The sequence below is a fragment of the Phyllobacterium calauticae genome, assembly GCF_019991125.1.
Taxonomy (GTDB): domain Bacteria; phylum Pseudomonadota; class Alphaproteobacteria; order Rhizobiales; family Rhizobiaceae; genus Phyllobacterium; species Phyllobacterium calauticae.
The window spans coordinates 1,142,556-1,159,047 of record NZ_JAGENB010000002.1 but is presented as its reverse complement, the minus strand read 5'-3'; the positions used below and the strand labels follow the sequence as shown (position 1 = coordinate 1,159,047).

Sequence of the window (16,492 nt, the reverse complement as noted above, 5' to 3'; positions counted from 1 at the left end):
ATATTCAGCAGTCAGGTGACAAGGATGAAATTATGAAACAATCTGCCAAAATTCTCCGCGAATATGGCCCGTTTCCCGGCACTGACCAGGTGGCCGGGGTTACCTTCGATGGCCGGAATGTCTGGTTTGCATCGGGAGAACGGCTGAATGCCCTTGATCCGGCGAGCGGCACCGTGTTGCGCTCCTTTGACATCGCCGCGCACGCCGGAACCGCTTTCGATGGCCAATATCTCTTCCAGATTGCCGAAGATCGCATCCAGAAGGTCGACCCGGAGACAGGCAACGTGCTCTCGACAATCCCGGCGCCCGGCGGCGGCGGCGATTCAGGGCTTGCATGGGCAGAAGGGACGCTCTGGGTCGGGCAGCACCAGGGCCGGAAAATCCACCAGATCGATCCGCAGACAGGCGCTATTCTGCGCACCATCGAGTCCAAGCGCATGGTCACCGGGGTGACCTGGGTTGACGGCGAACTCTGGCACGGCACGTGGGAACAAGATCAGAGTGATGTCAGGCGCATCGATCCAGCGACCGGCAATGTCCTGACCATTCTCGACATGCCTTCAGGCACCGGCGTGTCGGGGCTCGAGTCCGACGGCGGCGATCAGTTTTTCTGTGGCGGCGGCAAAAGCGGTAAAGTGCGCGTTGTCGCGCGGCCCAGATAACACGGCGGGGCGAACAACGGTTTGCACCGCCTGCATGGCATGGGCTTTCGGCAACAGCCAGTAAAATGGAGAGAGCAATGAGCAATGCTTCGTATCGCTGGGTAATCGTTGCAGCCGGCGGCTTGCTGGGCTGTATGGCCATCGGCGCCATGTTTTCCCTCCCGGTTTTCCTCCAGCCCATTGCCCGGGACACCGGCTGGTCCGTCACCGGCGTGTCAGGCGCCATGACGATCGGGTTCATCGCCATGGCATCGGCTAGCATGCTGTGGGGGAACCTGTCCGACCGCTTCGGCGCCCGTCCCGTGGTGCTGACGGGATCGGTGCTGCTGACAGCAAGTCTGGCGCTGGCCAGCCGGGCTACGTCGCTTGTCGAGTTTCAACTGGTCTTCGGCCTGCTTGTCGGCGCCGCGACCGCGGCAATCTTCGCGCCGATGATGGCATGCGTCACCGGCTGGTTCGACACCCAGCGCAGCCTTGCCGTGTCTCTTGTTTCGGCAGGCATGGGAATGGCGCCGATGACCATGTCGCCGCTGGCGGCATGGCTTGTTTCGATCCATGGCTGGCGGACATCCATGCTGATCATCGCTGCGGTTGCTGCCGCCGTGATGATTCCCGTCGCCCTCCTGGTGCGCCGCCCGCCGGCCGCCGACATGGGAAATACCCTGGCGCTACAGGACGCAGAGCCGCAGTCATCCATGTCGATCGGGCAAGCCATCCGGTCTCCTCAGTTCATCATCCTGCTGCTGACCAATTTCTTTTGCTGCGCCACCCACTCCGGCCCCATTTTCCACACGGTGAGTTACGCGGTCAGCTGCGGAATCCCGTTGATCGCGGCGGTTACGATCTACAGCCTGGAGGGGCTGGCAGGTCTTGGCGGCCGGGTTGTCTTCGGTGTTCTCGGTGATCGCTTGGGCGCCAAGCGCGTGCTCGTCGGCGGGCTGCTGCTCCAGGCGTTCGGGGCGCTGGCCTATGTCTTCGTGCGGGAACTTGCCGGGTTTTATGCGGTGGCCGCACTATTCGGCTTCATCTATGCCGGTGTCATGCCGCTCTATGCCGTACTGGCGCGCGAGAATTTCCCGATGCGCATGATGGGCACCATCATCGGCGGAACAGCCATGGCCGCCAGTTTGGGCATGGCAACGGGTCCGTTGGCCGGAGGTTTGATCTACGACACATTCGCCAGCTACGAATGGCTCTATATCGGAGCCTGGGCTATCGGTATCGGCGCATTCCTGATCGCCCTGACATTCAGGCCGTTTCCGCAAGCCCAGCCTGTTCCCGGGTTTCAGCGGTAATTGGCACCCGTTGCCGACAAAGCCTTGGCCATTTCGGTGGTTGGCATCCAGCCATCTTCTTCGTAAATCGGCCGTCCGGCAACCGTCGCATGCAGGATGGCATAGGTGATCCCCCGCGCCAGAAACGCGCTCTCCGCTTCTTTCATCAATCGGCGAGCAATTCCCCGCCCCCGGTATTCAGGCTCCACGAAGACATTGAGGACATAGCCGCGTCGGGAGTCCATCGGATGGGCGGGGTGCGGAGGCCAATCGATTTCCATCAGCCCCACGGCACCAACGGGGCAACCGTCTTCCTCGGCCACGAAACCGAAATAGGATCCGGCGGTCAAACGTACCGCAAGCCATTGCCGGAAGGGTTCCGCCATGAGTGTCAAAACATCCTGAGCCCGGCCAGCCTCAAGAAACATCCTCTCCCGGTGCTGGCATATCAAATCAAGATCAGTGGCAATGATGGGGCGCGTGCGCATGATTGGCCTTTTCAACAACAACGGAAAAGTCAAAGACTGGACCATCCGAATCCGGGTTCCATCAACCATCAGAAGTTTAATATTTTGCGATTCCCGTTTGCCGATAGCGCTGATTGTCTTTCCAGTGGGTCGGCTCCCCGGCCAAGGTTTGCTTATTGGGAGCAGTATCCTAGGTCGTACACTTATAAATCTGATTGAAATGGTATGAGGCCATTTGTTTGGTTACAAGGAGCAAAGGCGATGGCAATGTGGTTCATTGTCGAGTCTTTGCGACGATGGAGCCGGGCAAATGGACCATATCCTGCGGACGCCGAAACGGCTGCAAGCTGCCGTGTCGAGCCGCTCGGCCGGGGGAAAGGCCCCGCCCTTCGCATCTCTCCTTGCATCTTCTTGCCGTTTCAGGCGCCATTTCGATCACATTTATGAGTGCACGACCTAACCTGTCCCCGCTTCAAATGAGTCCCATGGAGATGTAGGGCATGCGAATCATGAGCCTCAACGGCTGGGGCGGCAAGCTGCACGAACCGTTGATATCCTATCTCCAAACGGATCAGCCGGATATTCTATGCCTGCAGGAGGTGGTCCACAGTCCCGCGACCAGGGAAGATTGGCTCTTGTATCGCGACGGGGATCATGTCCTGCCCCAGCGCGCGAATTTTTTCCGCGATGTTGCGGCCGCACTTGCCAACCATACGGCCATATTCTGTCCGGCAGCCCAGGGCGTATTGTGGAACGGTGATCAGCCGGTGCCCTCGCAGTGGGGGCTCGCGACGTTCGTGCGGAACTCCCTGCCGGTTACGGCGCAGGCACAGGACTTCGTGCACAAGGGGTTTTCGCCGCATGGCTATGGCGATCATCCGAGGTCGCGGTCTGCGCATGCAATCCGGGTTTACGACTATGCGCGCGACCGGATGGTCGCCATAGCGCATATGCACGGGCTGCGCGATGTCAACGGGAAGATGGATACGCCCGAACGGCTGGCGCAGGCCCGCAGGCTGAAGCAACTGGCATCCGGGATTGCCGCGCCGGGTGACCCGCTGATCGTGTGCGGCGATTTCAATGTTGAACCCGGAAGCGAGACCTTTGCGGTGCTCGCCGAGATAGGCCTGACGGATCTGGTCACGGCCGGAGGGTTCAACGGTACCCGCAGTTCGCATTATCGCAAGCAGGGACGGTTCGCCGATTACATGCTGGTGAACCAGAACGTCGAGGTTCGGGAGTTCACGGTGGTGACGGCACCGGAAGTGTCGGACCACTGTCCCTTGATCCTTGAAATATGAGCGGCGATGTCATCCCTTCCCCAGGCAGCACAATCCAGAACACCGCTCCGTTGTCATTGCGGGCATGGAGTGTACCGCCCGACCGCTCAAGCAAACGCGCGCACAGCGAAAGACCGAGGCCCATGCCGTTCTCCTTGGTCGTGAAGAACGGACGGAACAGGTTTTTCAGGACCTCGTCGGATAGTCCCGGGCCGTTATCAGCAATTTCGATGATATTGACCGTATCCTGACTGAACGTCCTGATGGGGATCCTCTTGCGGTCATGCCTGCATTCGGACAAGGCATCGACAGCATTCCGCAGAAGATTGTGAATGACCTGTTCGAGCTCAATGGCACCCACAACCGATTTTGGCGAGGGAGTGGCAAAATCCATCGAAACCTCGATATTCTGTTCGCTGAGTTTCACCCGCAGCAACTCGACCATGTTCACGATGAACGGGTTGAGCTCCTGCAACATGGGTTGAATATCGTTCCCGACAATGTAATCGCGCATTCTGTGGAGGATTTTGCCGGCACGTTGAGCCTCGCGAACATTGGCGGCGAGCGCTTGCTTGAGGCTGCCGTCCCTGTTCCCGGCTTCCCCCTTCTCCAGGAGAATGAGTCCCGCCTGGCTCTGGCTGAGCAAAGCGGTAAGGGGCTGCGTAAGCTCATGCGCGATGCCCGATGCCAATTCGCCGACAGCATTGACCCGCAAGGCTTGGGACAACCGGTTTTCATGCCGAAGCGAATCCATCTGCCGGCGTACTGACTGCTCGGCCTCTCGCGCTTGTGCCAACGCCGCGCGCTGGTTCACCAGCAGATGAAATGCATAGAGACCAGCAAGACCGAGTATCGACAGAGGGACAATCATCCGCCAATCCAGCACTTCGCCAAGTGTGACACGCTTTTCTAAATGCGAATGGAATTGGGCATCATCATCGGGATGCAGGGGTGTCCTGGTCAGATCCACCGAAAACCATGGCAGGACTTTTTGCAAAAACCCATGATCTTGCGGGTTTGCCATATAGATCAGCCTATTCCCCATGCGGAGTTGATATTCTATGTTTTCAGGCACGTGAATCGACTGAACTGCCTTGGCGGCATCATAGACCGCGACGATGGCCGCTGGTGTCTGCCGGTTCATGAACTTCATTGCAAACACGACGTGCCCGGCAAATTGAGGCAATGGACGGGCGACAATGTCCCCTTCGGGCTGGCGCTCAACGGCACCCATGATGGTTTGCAAATCCGCCTCTTCCGGCGCCGCGCTCATGGAGGGCACGCTGATCGTTTCGCTCAACTCCGATTGGCCAGGCTTGGCCTCATAGAGGCGGATGCTGTTGCAATAGGGGTTGGTTTTCAAAATGCCCATGGCAATCTGCCGGAATGACGGATGGGTACTATCGTCAGGCAATTGCAACACCGGTTGCAACAGCGTCAGGCTCGTCCGTATCTCCGCCGCTCGCGCCGAAAGTTCAGTCGTCAATACCAAACGTTTAAAAGCAAAATCGTCGCGAAGCTGGATCACGGATATGGCGGCAACGATTGCGATAACCACAAGCTCAATTGCAATCCACTGAACGAGAAAGGCCCTGATCGAATATGGTTTCACCATCGCCGCACCGGAATTGCCGTTGTCCCAATTGGATGCCTTGAACCGGCAGCCTCACCTCAATGAATTCATAGCACGTTGATAGCGGCAACGCGTCAGATTGATTTGCCGCCTTCTATCCCCGCCATTTTTTCCTGTGCAACGGAATGACCTGTGATGAAACGTTTCAACGGGCGTATCATGGCTTGAGTACTCGCGCGAATATGATTCGCGCAAACCACCGCGGTGCGATATTGCAAAATCAATTGTCCGGGCAGGATCGACGGCATGACATCGCAATACCCCATCTATCTCATCGATGACGACGATGCGGTCAGGGAAGGTCTGTCGCTGTTGTTTCGCGCCCGGGACATGACCGTCCGGACCTTCGTCGATGCCAGCACTTTCCTCGAGCAAGTCGACCGGAACAAGCCGGGATACCTGCTGGTGGATCTGACAATGCCGCAGGTGAATGGCCTTGAACTGCATCAACGGCTTCTTGCGCAGGGAATCCGCTGGCCGCTGGTCATTTTGACCGGACATGGCGATGTTGCGGCCTGCCGCGCGGCCTTTCAGGTTGGCGTCACGGATTTTCTCTCCAAGCCCGTTGATGCCGACACCCTGTTTGCAACCATCCGTGCGATGGAACGATTGCTCGACACCGCGCTCGAGCGGCAACAGGACGAGGCCTTGCTTGCGACACTGACGCCGCGCGAAAGCGAGATCCTCAACATGATCTGCCGCGGCTTCGACACGAAGGGCATCGCCAATGCCCTCGGCATATCGCCCCGGACTGTCGACGCCCACCGCGTGAATATCTCGACAAAACTTGGCACGACGTCCGTTGTCGAATTCGTTCGCATGACGATGGGTGGATAATGGCAATGGGATATGGCGGAGGGGGTGTCCGTCGAACTACCATCCGCCAGTATCCACTGGCATCCATATTGGTATTTAAAATCAAATACATGACCACTTCCTACGTCCACGTGCGTCCGCTATGATACGCCTCAATCCCACTTCCAAAGTGGGATTGAAAGTGGGATTGAATATGGCGCGCCCCAGATACAAACTGTCCGATAAATTCATCAAATCCGCCAATCTCAAAGCGGGTCGTTACAGCGACGGCGGAGGCCTGTATCTCAAGGTGACACCCTCCGGAACAAAGTTCTGGGTGTTCATGTGGTCTCGGGAAGACCGCCGGCGTGAGATGGGTTTTGGTGCCTATCCAGCAATCAGTCTTGCAACTGCTCGGGAGTTCTCAGCGGAATATCGTACCCAGCTGGCAACTGGCCTTGATCCTATTACCGAGAAGAGAAAGGAGGCGGAGCCAACTTTCGGAGATTGTTCGGACAAGTATCTTGCGACGATCGATTCAGAGTTCCGGAATGACAAACACCGCGCTCAATGGAAAATGACGCTCAAGGTCTATTGCGAAAAGATACGCAGCAAGAAGGTGTCACAGATCGAGACTGATGATGTCCTGCAGGTTCTAACTCCGATATGGCAGGAAAAGCGCGAGACAGCATCCAGACTGCGAGGACGCATTGAAAGGGTGCTCGATTTTGCCAAAGTCAAAGGATGGCGCATTGGCGAGAACCCTGCCCTATGGCGTGGCCATCTGCAAGGTGCCCTGCCCTCCGAAACCAAAACGCTTACCCGCGGCCATCACGCCGCAATGGCCTATGCTGATTTGCCTGATTTTCTGCCCCGTGTGAGGTCAGCAGAAGCCATGGCTGCTCGTGCGCTAGAATTCCTTATCTTGACTGCTGCGCGCTCTGGTGAGGTTCTGGGAGCAAAATGGAGCGAGGTTGATTTTGAAGCTGGAGTGTGGACTGTTCCCGCTGAAAGAATGAAAGCTGGCAAAGAACATCGCGTCCCACTGGTGGATGCCGCCGTGAACTTATTGCGACCGCTGCACGATGCGAAGGTCAATGAATTCATTTTCCCAGGGCATAAGCCGGAGCGGCCCCTTTCCAATATGAGCATGGAAATGCTTCTCAGGCGAATGAAGGTCGATGTAACGGTCCATGGCTTCCGTTCATCCTTCAGAGATTGGGTTGGTGATCGCACTACTTTCCCAAGAGAACTTGCCGAGGCAGCGCTTGCTCACAAGATTGGTGATGCTGTTGAGCAAGCCTACCGACGTTCTGATGCTTTGGCGAAGCGAAAAAAGCTTATGAAAGCATGGGCCGATTTTGTCTCGACATCTCGAAATGCAACGGTAATTGCCTTTGAGATGGGGGCGGAAAGAAAAACGAGATCATAATCGTCCATCTCTCCACAGAAAGCCGCAATCGTTGGGTGGTGCTCTACTACGACTAGCGTCCATTGGAAAATGGGCGGACATTTGGTATGACGTTAATAATATTTGGATGAGGCAAAGGAGCACGCCCTGCACATAATTTTCGTGGAAAGAGCATGAAGAATGACGTTACAATCTTCCGAACCCTTCGACATCTACGTTCACTGGCTTATCGATGACGGCAGGCTGACCAAGGGCGTAGTGCATTCAAGTGCAGTGTATGATGGCCTCGTGCCAATGATCGGGGATGTGCTCGCTCTCAAATGGGAAGATGACGGCGATGAAGACGTTCCTGCTCCATATGACGCATATGAGGTGGTTGAGCGCTACAACGTTGACAACGACGAAGGTGTTTTTTGGCACATTGTCTTGAAACCTATTGCACTGCCGCCAGATCGAGTCGCCGCACTTGGATTAAATCGCTGCGAACCACCGCAAATTCACCAGCCAGAACAACAAGATAAAACGTCGGTTGCACTTGCCAATGCAGGGAAGACTGCGAGTGATTTAAAACGCTCGTCACGAAAGAAAACACAATGACCCGTCCGCGTGAAGCGTCCCAACGGTTTTGGAAACAGGCTGAGGATGATCTGGTAATAGCCTTATATCTCACCGATAAACCGCAACTTTTGCGATTACTTCCTCACAGATCTGCGCTCGGCATTAGAAAACGAGCCAACGACGTTCTCAATCTGTCTGGCCGTAAATGGATTACAAACATACAAGAACGACAAATCCGTGAGCTTGCAAAAACCTGTTTTCGTTACGTCGATATTGCTGCAATTGTGAATATCAATCCTCCAACAATTCGGTCATTTATGTGTCGCAGCAAACTAAAGCTGGCAAAGCGTGAGTTGGTTTTGACTGGGAATAAAATGTACGATGAAATTCGCGCCAAAATCAAAGAGCGAAAGATGAGCTTGCGCGATTTCGACCGCAGTTTGAAATACAAGGGCGATTTTTTTTCAAAAACAGGTTCAGTAAACATCATTTCTCCAGGCATGATGTACGATGCTGTTAAAGCCCTCGGGGGAAGACTCGTAGTTAAATGGGACGATGAACAATGAACAATGAATATGTAGAGTGGGCGCCGTTCATCGTCTCTAACAGGATTTTTGGGGCGAAGATTCCACAAATTTTACCACTCTATTTCCAGCCTGCCGCCCAGTGCTTTTGCCGCACGGCTAATTATTGCCGCATCAATTTTGCCGCGTCGCCATTTTGCTTTGGTAAAATATTTCTTGCCCCTGCTCATGGCGTCAAGATCGGGCATCGTAAATTTCAAAACAAATGCCCTATCTCGTAAGCAGTCGATGATTTCGAACCCGGTGGGCTTGTAGGGGCGTCTTGGTCTACGAAAACCATAAGACTTGGCAACAGCTCGTGTCTTTGAACGGGTAGAGAATGGAAAGGCCTTGTCTATCTCCGCCCAAGATGCCGACTGATACAATGATCGAAGTCTCGATCGCTCGGTATCGGTCCATCGATGCACATGTCTGGTTATACCAAGTACCCAACAACGCTTCACAATGGCCTGGCGCGTTCGCCGTGAAAGGACACGTTCTAATGCGTTGTAGTTTGGGTAAAGCCGTCGGCAGTGCGCGTCCTCTTCGTCTGTCCAGAGCGGATAGCCATTTACAAAGCCAATCCTGCGGATCTGATCACGCGTACGGATTGCTTTAAATGCTTGCGTCGAATGATACTGAAGAGACATCTCAACACTGTTGGACGGATCAACGCTGTTGGCAAAGGCGATTTGTGACAATCCCTGCTATCCACAAGGTGAGGACGCGGCCATTCGAGGAGTATTCTGAATGAAAATCTCAGACTTCAGCATCGGCACTGAGTTTACGGTATGGGGAAAGACCTATCGTTGCACCGATGTTGGTAGCCGCGTGGTGATTGCCATTCGTATCGATGAAATGACGATGGCCGCGAAACAAGGTGACACGATCAGTCACCAGATATTGTCCCGAACTGAAGCGGAACAGCAGGGATGGTTCGATGGCCCGCCATATGCTGTTGCTGAGCACGTCATTGATGAGGATGATTTGGAAGCGTGCGAGATGGTTCTTATGTCCCCACCTAACAATCCAACAATCGCCAAAAATGAGTGGAACAACCTTCGCGAGGCCGCAGCACTGGGGTACCAGGATGCCGTTCTTTCCCTGGCGATGGTCGAGACTGTCAAGCGCTGGGATAGCCCTGAGTGCAAAGCCACCCTCGAGGAGGCGAATGCCGGTCGCGCCGCTCAACTCGTTATCGACGGGCTGCTCTTCAGGCTTCATATGTTCATAACGCGTGCTTTCCTACCGGTGAGGTATGAAGACGACCGGCATCTCAAAACAGCAATCGAATTCCTAGAGCGCGAGGCATCCCTCAATAATCTACAGGATGCCCATGACCCGGAGCGTTTGAAACGGGCCATATCAGCCTTCAATGCAGTTGCCCAGGACGGTCGCCTTAAGCGCTTGAAGAAGATGCGAAACAAGCAATTGGCACATATGGCTAGTTACAAGGAACAGAACCGTCCGACGATAAATGACCTATTTGAGATGGCAAAGCTCAGTTCGGACATATGGGAAAACCTTGCGATTGGATCTGCCGTAATTCTCATTGATGTCGAGATCCAGCTTCGTGCGTACCGGAGAAGTGCGGATATCTTTTGGTCGAAGTGGGATGGAAATCGCTCGACGTCCGATGATGATGGAGAGGACTTATTTCCTGAAGAATATTTACCGCAATGATCTGACTCCGACTGTCAGGGCTTCGCAGACAGCAAGACGCAAAGCGATCTATGAGGAATTGCATCCAGAAGCAAAACTGGGGGCCACAGGCGTCTGTCGGGAAAAGGTTCGCCAACTTGGCGAAACTAATTCCGCTCCTGCCGATAGATTCACTGCCGAGACTGCAAAAATCACAGGTAAGAGCGAACGTGCTGTCCAACGTGACGCAGAGCGCGGCGAGAAGGTCATTGATGAAGATGACATAGATGCGTGCGAGCCGACCGGCAATTTAACGCTGGGACCTCGAACGGCCACACAAGCCTCTGAACGATAGGCAACGTCGATATAGTTGACTCCCGGGAGGGCTCGGGCAATCTGGAGTTCTGAGGGAAGGATACTTAATGGCCCCACGTGCAAAACTCATAGTTGTTATGGCCTTCTCTCGCAGTGACGAAGGTGAACTCGTGCCAGCATTTGAGGCAATGCAATTCGAGGTCGAAGACCGTGCGATACGAACTGCTCGGGATCTGGCCGGCAAGCACGTCGGCGTCATAGCCTGGGCGAGAGAAGCACAACCTGACATTGGGGAATACGGACCACCGACTGTTCTGTTTCAGTCGGGTGATGTACCGGACATGGAGTGACTTTGTCACGAGGGGGAGGATGGATTGGAAAAATGGCGTGAAGAAATTAAAAATGATCCTCGTCCACAAAGCGAAGATATGCCTCTCAAAACGATCGTCCTTTGGCTCATAAGCGCATATGTGATTGCGCTTATGGCGATGGGCTTGGTTGGTCTCATCTCACTTGGCTATCAGGTCTTGGGTTACCTACGAACAGGTCAATGGACCGCTGTTTCACTACTGGACGCCCTAAAATATTTTGGATTCACTTGGGCGACTAAACCTGTTTCGTGGGTTGGTGCACATAAAATTCTGGATTATCTACCGATGTGGGGCCTTATCCCGGCGAGTATATTCATCTTTTCAATCACATTGGCCGCATTGATTAAAATAGGGTCATCGCCGCGGCTAGGATGAACTGGATTAGTAAGTGGATACCGCAAGCATCGATAAAAACACAACCTAGATTCTGGGCTTTTGAAATGGAAATAGATGATATTCTTGCCCGAGGCGAAGTAGCGTTGCACGATGCTATAAAGAACAGAATTCAGGAAAGCCTACAGCTGGATTTCAAAGAAGCGCTTGGCCAACAACCCGTGTTTGATGCCGATGGGATTGCCACCAAACACGGTAGAGGTGTGATTGCGAAAGCACTTTCCGCGTTCAGCAACTCTGCTGGGGGAATACTTGTCTTCGGCGTCCAATGCCGAAAAGATGATGAGAAAATAGATTGCGCTTCTAGTTTGTTGCCATTTTCCAATTATGAACAAGCGCATTCAGATTTGAATTCTCAAGTTGGTAATCTTTTGCAACCAAAAAACTCTGGTATCCAAGTGCATTCATTTGCCTCCATGGATAATCCATCCAAAGGATACGTTGTGGTTGTCGTTCCCCGTTCAGATAGGCGCCCACATCGGAGTGAAGCTAGCGGTCAAAAAGGCTATTTCAAGCGGAGTGGAGCTTCAACTTTTGAGATGGAGCACTACGACATTGAAGACGCATTTCGACGAACCGCATCCCCTGAATTGGAGCTTGAGATACGCTTTACCAGCCGTATGCTGACGCTAGGTCGTCAAATTATCGAGATGGAGTTTTGGCTTACAAACGTAGGGGATGTCTCCGCAGAGTTCCCTATGCTTCATTTCCCAGAATTACAGAGGATTAGGTACGATTGGCCCGCCCCGTACCAATTTGGGAATATTACAATGGAAAATAACGAAAAAAGTGCGAAATATTATTCGGACGCGGATTTTGTTTTACACCCACTCGACTCTAGAAAATTTGCTTATACACGCTTCAATGCATTAATTGATCGATACACTTCCAAGGTTGTAAGTGCTGAACCCAATAAGGGCATTCCCTTTGAAGAAGAACTTTGCTTTGAATTGAAAGCAAAGGGCATGCGTGGGCTCTCCGGAGCGTTCGATTTCACAAGTGTTGAGTTCAAAGATAAGCCCTGGGAAAACGGCACTATAGTCAAGCAGACACGATCACCTAACTAATGACCTATACCGAATGTCTCCGATCCTGCTATGGAACACCTCCCCTCCATTAAACACAAACGCCATAGATCCAAGGATCACAGCTGATACAAACAACCACATAATCGTTGCGAGAAAGCTCTACCATCGATAAGCAGTCGCTACCGGGCCTCAATAGCTATTTCTCAGGTCAAAAGCGTCGTGATTTTTTTGATGATCCAAGGGATGAAAGCGCCCAACGATGCCGACACAAAGCTGACCAGCATCAATGCGCCGATTGCCCGTTCGCGCCACTTCTCAAAGTCTGCAACTGGTTCTTCGACGGCCTTTAATCGGCCGTCGATGCTGTCGATTTTCCGGTCTGTACTATCGGCCTTCCGGGTGATCTGCTCAAGCTTCTCATACTGCTCCTTGCGGGAATGAACAGCCCGCTCGTTATCGACAAGGATCAGATCAACCTTACTTTCAAGGCGACCGAGTGCGCGTTCTTGGCTGGCTTCGGTCATTTCTTCCCCTTGCAATAACTGTCATAGGCCGCGTTGTTTCGGCGTGCCTGTAACTGGGTTTCAGGGGTGTCCCGGCTGGAATAGGTCACCGGACCGAATACCTTGCTGCACACATCCCTTTTGACAGGATCAGTCGCGCCGATAAGGGTCATTGTCCCGCACGCTGTCAGCATTGACGCGGCCACGAGCATCAGCAGCATCAGCAACGTCCTTGTAATGGTTCTGCAGAGCATCGGAATTCCTTTCCTTCTGGTTGCCTCGCTCCACAGAGCGGCCTTTAAGAAACGCGGCGACCAATCCGGCCAGAAACACGCCAAGCGCTACCAGGAGCCCATTGCCGCCCGAAATGAGGGATAAAAAACTAGCCATTCTGATCACCGTCCGGTTTGCTTACCGGCTTTCCGTTCGGGATAAGCCAGACCAGCGCCGACCAGATCGCGCCAACGATGGCGGTTGCCGTCGCATCGTCAACGCCAAGGTCAATGCCGGAATATGAGCGAAGGAATGCCGCAATGGCCATGACGAGAGAAATCCAAAGCTTGTTGTGCTGAGACATGTCTTATCCATTCTTGAAGATGCGACCGAGCAGGCCAGCGAGGATCGCAAAGAGCGATTGCGGTTTGGCAGGCTGATCTGGTGTAGGTTGCGGCTTTGCTGGTTCAACAGGTGTCGGCGTGACTGGAGCCGAAGCGGCAGCTTTCACGCGGTCAAGAACAGCTTCCACGGCCTCAGGCGCCACCAGAGACTTGTTGACGCCGTCACCGGCATAGAAGGACTGGCCACGACTGACGACGCGAGAGCCGCCCTTGGTGGCCGCGAGGACTGGGAATGATGCCCATTCCTGCGCAAGTCGTCTGCCAAATTCCGCCCGGCTGATCTTCCCGGCCATGAAATCCTCATAGCCGCGCCGCTTCAGGAGATGGTAGGCAAGCCGATCCTGAAAGTCAGCATCGAACACCTGCGACCCAGATAGACCAAGCTCGCGCGATAGGTCCTGAAGCGTGGCCCGCATGAACTGGGCCGCGCCGGACGCTGACGATGCCTTGTCGTAACCCCAGTTCTGCTTCACCCAAGCATTGTTTGACCAGTTACGCTGTGCGTCGATCAACTCGCCCAATGTCATCTTTGTGATGGGCTTGGAAAGGCGGTTCTGACGATTGCCGAAGATGGTTTCATAGCATGCTGGCGGCGGGCTTCCGGCGTCTGTTCGATACGCAAAGTCGAGCAGGATCGCCGCCCCGCGAGGGATGGTTCTGTCCATGATGATTTCCTGATTTTGAGGAGGTATTTTTGCCTGTTAGGCGGAGGCTGCGACCCAAGAGGCGGCAAGATTATCCTGCCACGCCTCGCCCCAGACTTTCGGCGCAACGAGCGTCATGAGAACCATGTCCCATGTGAAGGAAAGTGAGTTATTGAACTGGTTGCGACAGGTCAGCTTTTTCGCTGTTGGTGTGACATCTTCAATCGCCGCCATGAACTGATCGAGTTTACCCAGACTGTCGATAAGGGTGTAAAACTGATCAGGCGAAAGCGTGCGGCTGCTGGGTGCGACCACCGGTGGAGCATAAGGCGCGACCGGCCCGAAATCGTTAGCCGCGGCGCGGGCGTAGATATCCCTCGCATAATCCATGCTGTCATTGGGACCGCACGTGAAGGGCGCTGTCACGCCATCGGTAAATGTGACGAAACAGCTGATGCGGTTGTCGTTTTCGTAACGTGGATTGGTGACAGCCGTATACCAAAGCCCCGGAGGGTTGGCTTCTGCGACCTGTGGAATTGCGTCATCGTTCATCGCTGACCCCTTAGTATTTCCGTTGCCAAATTGAGATAAGCCCCTGAGGGGTTCCGACAGCCCTGTTGATGCGACCAAACAGCATCCAAGTTCCCTGAGGCCGGTAAGCCGCATCGCCGCTCCCAACGTTGGCATAAGCGAGTTCTGCCGAGTTGATGAGCTGATTTGGGCCGAGGCTACTAGCCGGGCCGGTGTACTGTAGGAGCGCGAACACTGCCATTGAGTCCACGGTGGACTTGTCGCACGGGAAGCGGGTAACGCCGGGAGCGCCGTTGAAATAGGGCTGTGCCCCATCACCATCCCAAAATCCTACTGCCCAGCAACGATCCCCGGTGGGCCGGTTGGCGACAACAGCGTTGGCATAGTCACTTGCGCGCTGTTCAATGCGAGCGTTGATAGCGTCGAAAGCGTAGTAGCTTCCCCAAGTATTCCAGCGAGAACCGTACGGGTTACCGTCAGTGTTGAGATAGGCCCCGGCACCGGCGTACACTTTGCCGCCCGCATTGAACGTCCCATCGGTGTTAAAATTGAACGAAACACCGTTGGCCATGGACACGGTGTACGCACCTGACGCACCGTCCATGTAAGTGATGACCCCCCAATTACCGTCCTTCTTGCGGTACCAAGTGTGGGCGTTGCCACCGCTAGTGGCAGCCTGAACGTTCAACGATCCGCCGTTAGCTTGGAACGATCCCGAAGTAGTTATATCCTTATCAAATGAAAACCCGCCGCCTGCGGACCTGAATGCCATGCCGCCAGTGCCGTTGTTGTAAAGCTCCGCAGCACCGTTGACGCCGCTCCTACGAATAATCCGAAAATCGAAGTCAACTGCAGGGAAGCTGGAATGAAAATCGATGAGCGTGTCGGCATTGGCTGCAAGTGCATTGTTCAGCTCGATAGCGCCTACAGCGTCCAAAGCACGCTGATAGATCGGATCAAAAAAGGCCTTGAGCTTGTCCTTGATCACAGACCAGAGCACACGCTTGATTTTGCCGCTGTCCTCGCTATCCGTGATGACCATGCCATCATTATCGACCGGGACGGCTTTCGTGGGAGCTGCGAGCAGATCGGCGGAGGCCAATGCGCCGATGTTCAGTCGAGCGTCGGTAGCATTGGTCGCCCCGGTCCCGCCCGCCGTGATTGGACGTGCAGCATTTGCATCCTGCACCAGATCATCAATCAGGGCATTGTACGGCGCTGACTGGATCGTGGTATTCGGGATACCTTTCGTTCCAGCCGGAGCGTTATAGATACCGCCTGTTCTTGGCATGGCATTCTCCATAGAAAAGCGCGCCCTGAGAAGGACGGCTATCGACTCTTTGAACTTTGATTGGCAAGATTATCCAAAGAATAATGGGAGGGTTGAATGGCTACTTATTGGTTATCTTTTACATTGGATGATCGCACAATCGGCGGACGTGATTACAGCACGCGCTGGAATGCTCTATATTCTGCAATTCATCAAATTTCTGGCGCGAATTATTGGGAGAAAACCACATCGTTTATCTTATTCAGCGCTGATAAAACGATTGAGCAAGTAGTTTCTACAGCGAAGAATGCGGTATCTCCTACCTATGACCTCGTTCTTATCAGGTCTTTAGACACGCAAAGTGCTCGAATATTTGGTCCCAATGCTGACGATGATATATTCGCCCTAATGCCTTATCTACAGAAGGCCTAGGCGTAGGATATCGGCACTCTCAACATTCTGGCGACGAAGAAAACGATTCCTGATCTGAATCGCCAGCTTGGATGCAGCATCAATTTTTGCCTGTGATCTTTCAT

General features: G+C 54.0%; 22 protein-coding genes. 12 read left to right on the top strand and 10 right to left on the bottom strand.

Features of this window, described 5'->3' with window-relative positions; genetic code table 11:
• The first annotated feature begins 32 nt into the window (after positions 1 to 32).
• Together J1W56_RS11705 and J1W56_RS11700 are read left to right on the top strand one after the other, a co-directional pair.
• Positions 33 to 662: a Vgb family protein gene (locus tag J1W56_RS11705; RefSeq protein WP_223613419.1), complete on the top strand. Its 630-nt coding sequence runs from the start codon at positions 33 to 35 to the stop codon at positions 660 to 662.
• A gap of 77 nt (positions 663 to 739) precedes the next feature.
• Positions 740 to 1,957, top strand: a complete 1,218-nt coding sequence (locus J1W56_RS11700; RefSeq protein WP_223613418.1) for an MFS transporter — start codon at positions 740 to 742, stop codon at positions 1,955 to 1,957.
• On the opposite strand, the gene J1W56_RS11695 is transcribed toward J1W56_RS11700, so the two are convergent.
• Complete coding sequence (locus J1W56_RS11695; protein ID WP_223613417.1) at positions 1,948 to 2,424, bottom strand: GNAT family N-acetyltransferase; 477 nt, start codon at positions 2,422 to 2,424, stop codon at positions 1,948 to 1,950. The genes J1W56_RS11700 and J1W56_RS11695 overlap by 10 nt on opposite strands.
• Positions 2,425 to 2,903: 479 nt before the next feature.
• On the opposite strand from J1W56_RS11695, the gene J1W56_RS11690 reads away from it, so the two are divergent.
• On the top strand, positions 2,904 to 3,704 hold the full coding sequence (locus J1W56_RS11690) for an endonuclease/exonuclease/phosphatase family protein (protein WP_223613416.1): 801 nt from the start codon (positions 2,904 to 2,906) through the stop codon (positions 3,702 to 3,704).
• Here J1W56_RS11690 and J1W56_RS11685 read toward each other — a convergent pair.
• Together J1W56_RS11685 and J1W56_RS11680 are read right to left on the bottom strand one after the other, a co-directional pair.
• A complete protein-coding gene (locus J1W56_RS11685; protein ID WP_223613415.1) occupies positions 3,646 to 5,298 on the bottom strand; it encodes a sensor histidine kinase in 1,653 nt (550 codons plus the stop codon). The genes J1W56_RS11690 and J1W56_RS11685 overlap by 59 nt on opposite strands.
• Before the next feature lie 92 nt (positions 5,299 to 5,390).
• A complete protein-coding gene (locus J1W56_RS11680; protein WP_223613414.1) occupies positions 5,391 to 5,564 on the bottom strand; it encodes a hypothetical protein in 174 nt (57 codons plus the stop codon).
• On the opposite strand from J1W56_RS11680, the gene J1W56_RS11675 reads away from it, so the two are divergent.
• From J1W56_RS11675 to J1W56_RS11660, 4 genes are all read left to right on the top strand, one after another.
• A complete protein-coding gene (locus tag J1W56_RS11675) occupies positions 5,563 to 6,153 on the top strand; it encodes a response regulator transcription factor (RefSeq protein WP_223613413.1) in 591 nt (196 codons plus the stop codon). The two genes, J1W56_RS11680 and J1W56_RS11675, sit on opposite strands and share 2 nt — an antisense overlap.
• A 160-nt stretch (positions 6,154 to 6,313) precedes the next feature.
• Positions 6,314 to 7,543 (top strand): tyrosine-type recombinase/integrase, encoded by a 1,230-nt coding sequence (locus J1W56_RS11670; protein ID WP_319025540.1) that lies wholly within the window; start codon positions 6,314 to 6,316, stop codon positions 7,541 to 7,543.
• A gap of 159 nt (positions 7,544 to 7,702) precedes the next feature.
• Entirely contained in the window at positions 7,703 to 8,119 is a 417-nt protein-coding gene (locus J1W56_RS11665; RefSeq protein WP_223613412.1) for a hypothetical protein, read from the top strand.
• Complete coding sequence (locus J1W56_RS11660; protein WP_223613411.1) at positions 8,116 to 8,646, top strand: hypothetical protein; 531 nt, start codon at positions 8,116 to 8,118, stop codon at positions 8,644 to 8,646. Before J1W56_RS11665 ends, J1W56_RS11660 begins: the two co-directional genes overlap by 4 nt.
• Positions 8,647 to 8,717: 71 nt before the next feature.
• Here the strand turns inward: J1W56_RS11660 and J1W56_RS11655 are convergent, their stop codons facing one another.
• Positions 8,718 to 9,344 carry a hypothetical protein gene (locus tag J1W56_RS11655; protein ID WP_223613410.1) on the bottom strand — a complete coding sequence of 209 codons (627 nt, stop codon included), beginning with the start codon at positions 9,342 to 9,344 and terminating at the stop codon, positions 8,718 to 8,720.
• A gap of 49 nt (positions 9,345 to 9,393) precedes the next feature.
• On the opposite strand from J1W56_RS11655, the gene J1W56_RS11650 reads away from it, so the two are divergent.
• The 4 genes from J1W56_RS11650 (at position 9,394) to J1W56_RS11635 (ending at position 12,430) form a co-directional block, all read left to right on the top strand.
• Positions 9,394 to 10,326 (top strand): AbiU2 domain-containing protein, encoded by a 933-nt coding sequence (locus J1W56_RS11650; RefSeq protein ID WP_223613409.1) that lies wholly within the window; start codon positions 9,394 to 9,396, stop codon positions 10,324 to 10,326.
• Positions 10,327 to 10,706: 380 nt separating this feature from the next.
• Positions 10,707 to 10,949: a hypothetical protein gene (locus J1W56_RS11645; RefSeq protein WP_223613408.1), complete on the top strand. Its 243-nt coding sequence runs from the start codon at positions 10,707 to 10,709 to the stop codon at positions 10,947 to 10,949.
• A 24-nt stretch (positions 10,950 to 10,973) separates the two neighbouring features.
• Positions 10,974 to 11,345 carry a hypothetical protein gene (locus tag J1W56_RS11640; RefSeq protein ID WP_223613407.1) on the top strand — a complete coding sequence of 124 codons (372 nt, stop codon included), beginning with the start codon at positions 10,974 to 10,976 and terminating at the stop codon, positions 11,343 to 11,345.
• A 65-nt stretch (positions 11,346 to 11,410) separates the two neighbouring features.
• Entirely contained in the window at positions 11,411 to 12,430 is a 1,020-nt protein-coding gene (locus J1W56_RS11635; protein ID WP_223613406.1) for an AlbA family DNA-binding domain-containing protein, read from the top strand.
• Positions 12,431 to 12,594: 164 nt separating this feature from the next.
• Here J1W56_RS11635 and J1W56_RS11630 read toward each other — a convergent pair whose 3' ends face one another.
• The 6 genes from J1W56_RS11630 to J1W56_RS11605 form a co-directional block, all read right to left on the bottom strand.
• Positions 12,595 to 12,915 carry a hypothetical protein gene (locus tag J1W56_RS11630; protein ID WP_223613405.1) on the bottom strand — a complete coding sequence of 107 codons (321 nt, stop codon included), beginning with the start codon at positions 12,913 to 12,915 and terminating at the stop codon, positions 12,595 to 12,597.
• Positions 12,916 to 13,044: 129 nt separating this feature from the next.
• Complete coding sequence (locus tag J1W56_RS11625; protein WP_223613404.1) at positions 13,045 to 13,284, bottom strand: hypothetical protein; 240 nt, start codon at positions 13,282 to 13,284, stop codon at positions 13,045 to 13,047.
• On the bottom strand, positions 13,277 to 13,471 hold the full coding sequence (locus tag J1W56_RS11620; protein ID WP_223613403.1) for a hypothetical protein: 195 nt from the start codon (positions 13,469 to 13,471) through the stop codon (positions 13,277 to 13,279). Before J1W56_RS11620 ends, J1W56_RS11625 begins: the two co-directional genes overlap by 8 nt.
• A gap of 3 nt (positions 13,472 to 13,474) precedes the next feature.
• A complete protein-coding gene (locus J1W56_RS11615; protein WP_223613402.1) occupies positions 13,475 to 14,176 on the bottom strand; it encodes a lysozyme family protein in 702 nt (233 codons plus the stop codon).
• A gap of 36 nt (positions 14,177 to 14,212) precedes the next feature.
• Positions 14,213 to 14,707 (bottom strand): hypothetical protein, encoded by a 495-nt coding sequence (locus J1W56_RS11610; protein WP_223613401.1) that lies wholly within the window; start codon positions 14,705 to 14,707, stop codon positions 14,213 to 14,215.
• A 10-nt stretch (positions 14,708 to 14,717) separates the two neighbouring features.
• On the bottom strand, positions 14,718 to 15,977 hold the full coding sequence (locus J1W56_RS11605; RefSeq protein ID WP_223613400.1) for a flagellar hook protein FlgE: 1,260 nt from the start codon (positions 15,975 to 15,977) through the stop codon (positions 14,718 to 14,720).
• Positions 15,978 to 16,073: 96 nt separating this feature from the next.
• Between J1W56_RS11605 and J1W56_RS11600 the strand changes: the two genes are divergently transcribed.
• The gene (locus J1W56_RS11600; protein WP_223613399.1) at positions 16,074 to 16,388 is read left to right on the top strand and encodes a hypothetical protein; all 315 of its coding nucleotides are present in this window, start codon (positions 16,074 to 16,076) and stop codon (positions 16,386 to 16,388) included.
• Positions 16,389 to 16,492 lie beyond the last annotated feature (104 nt).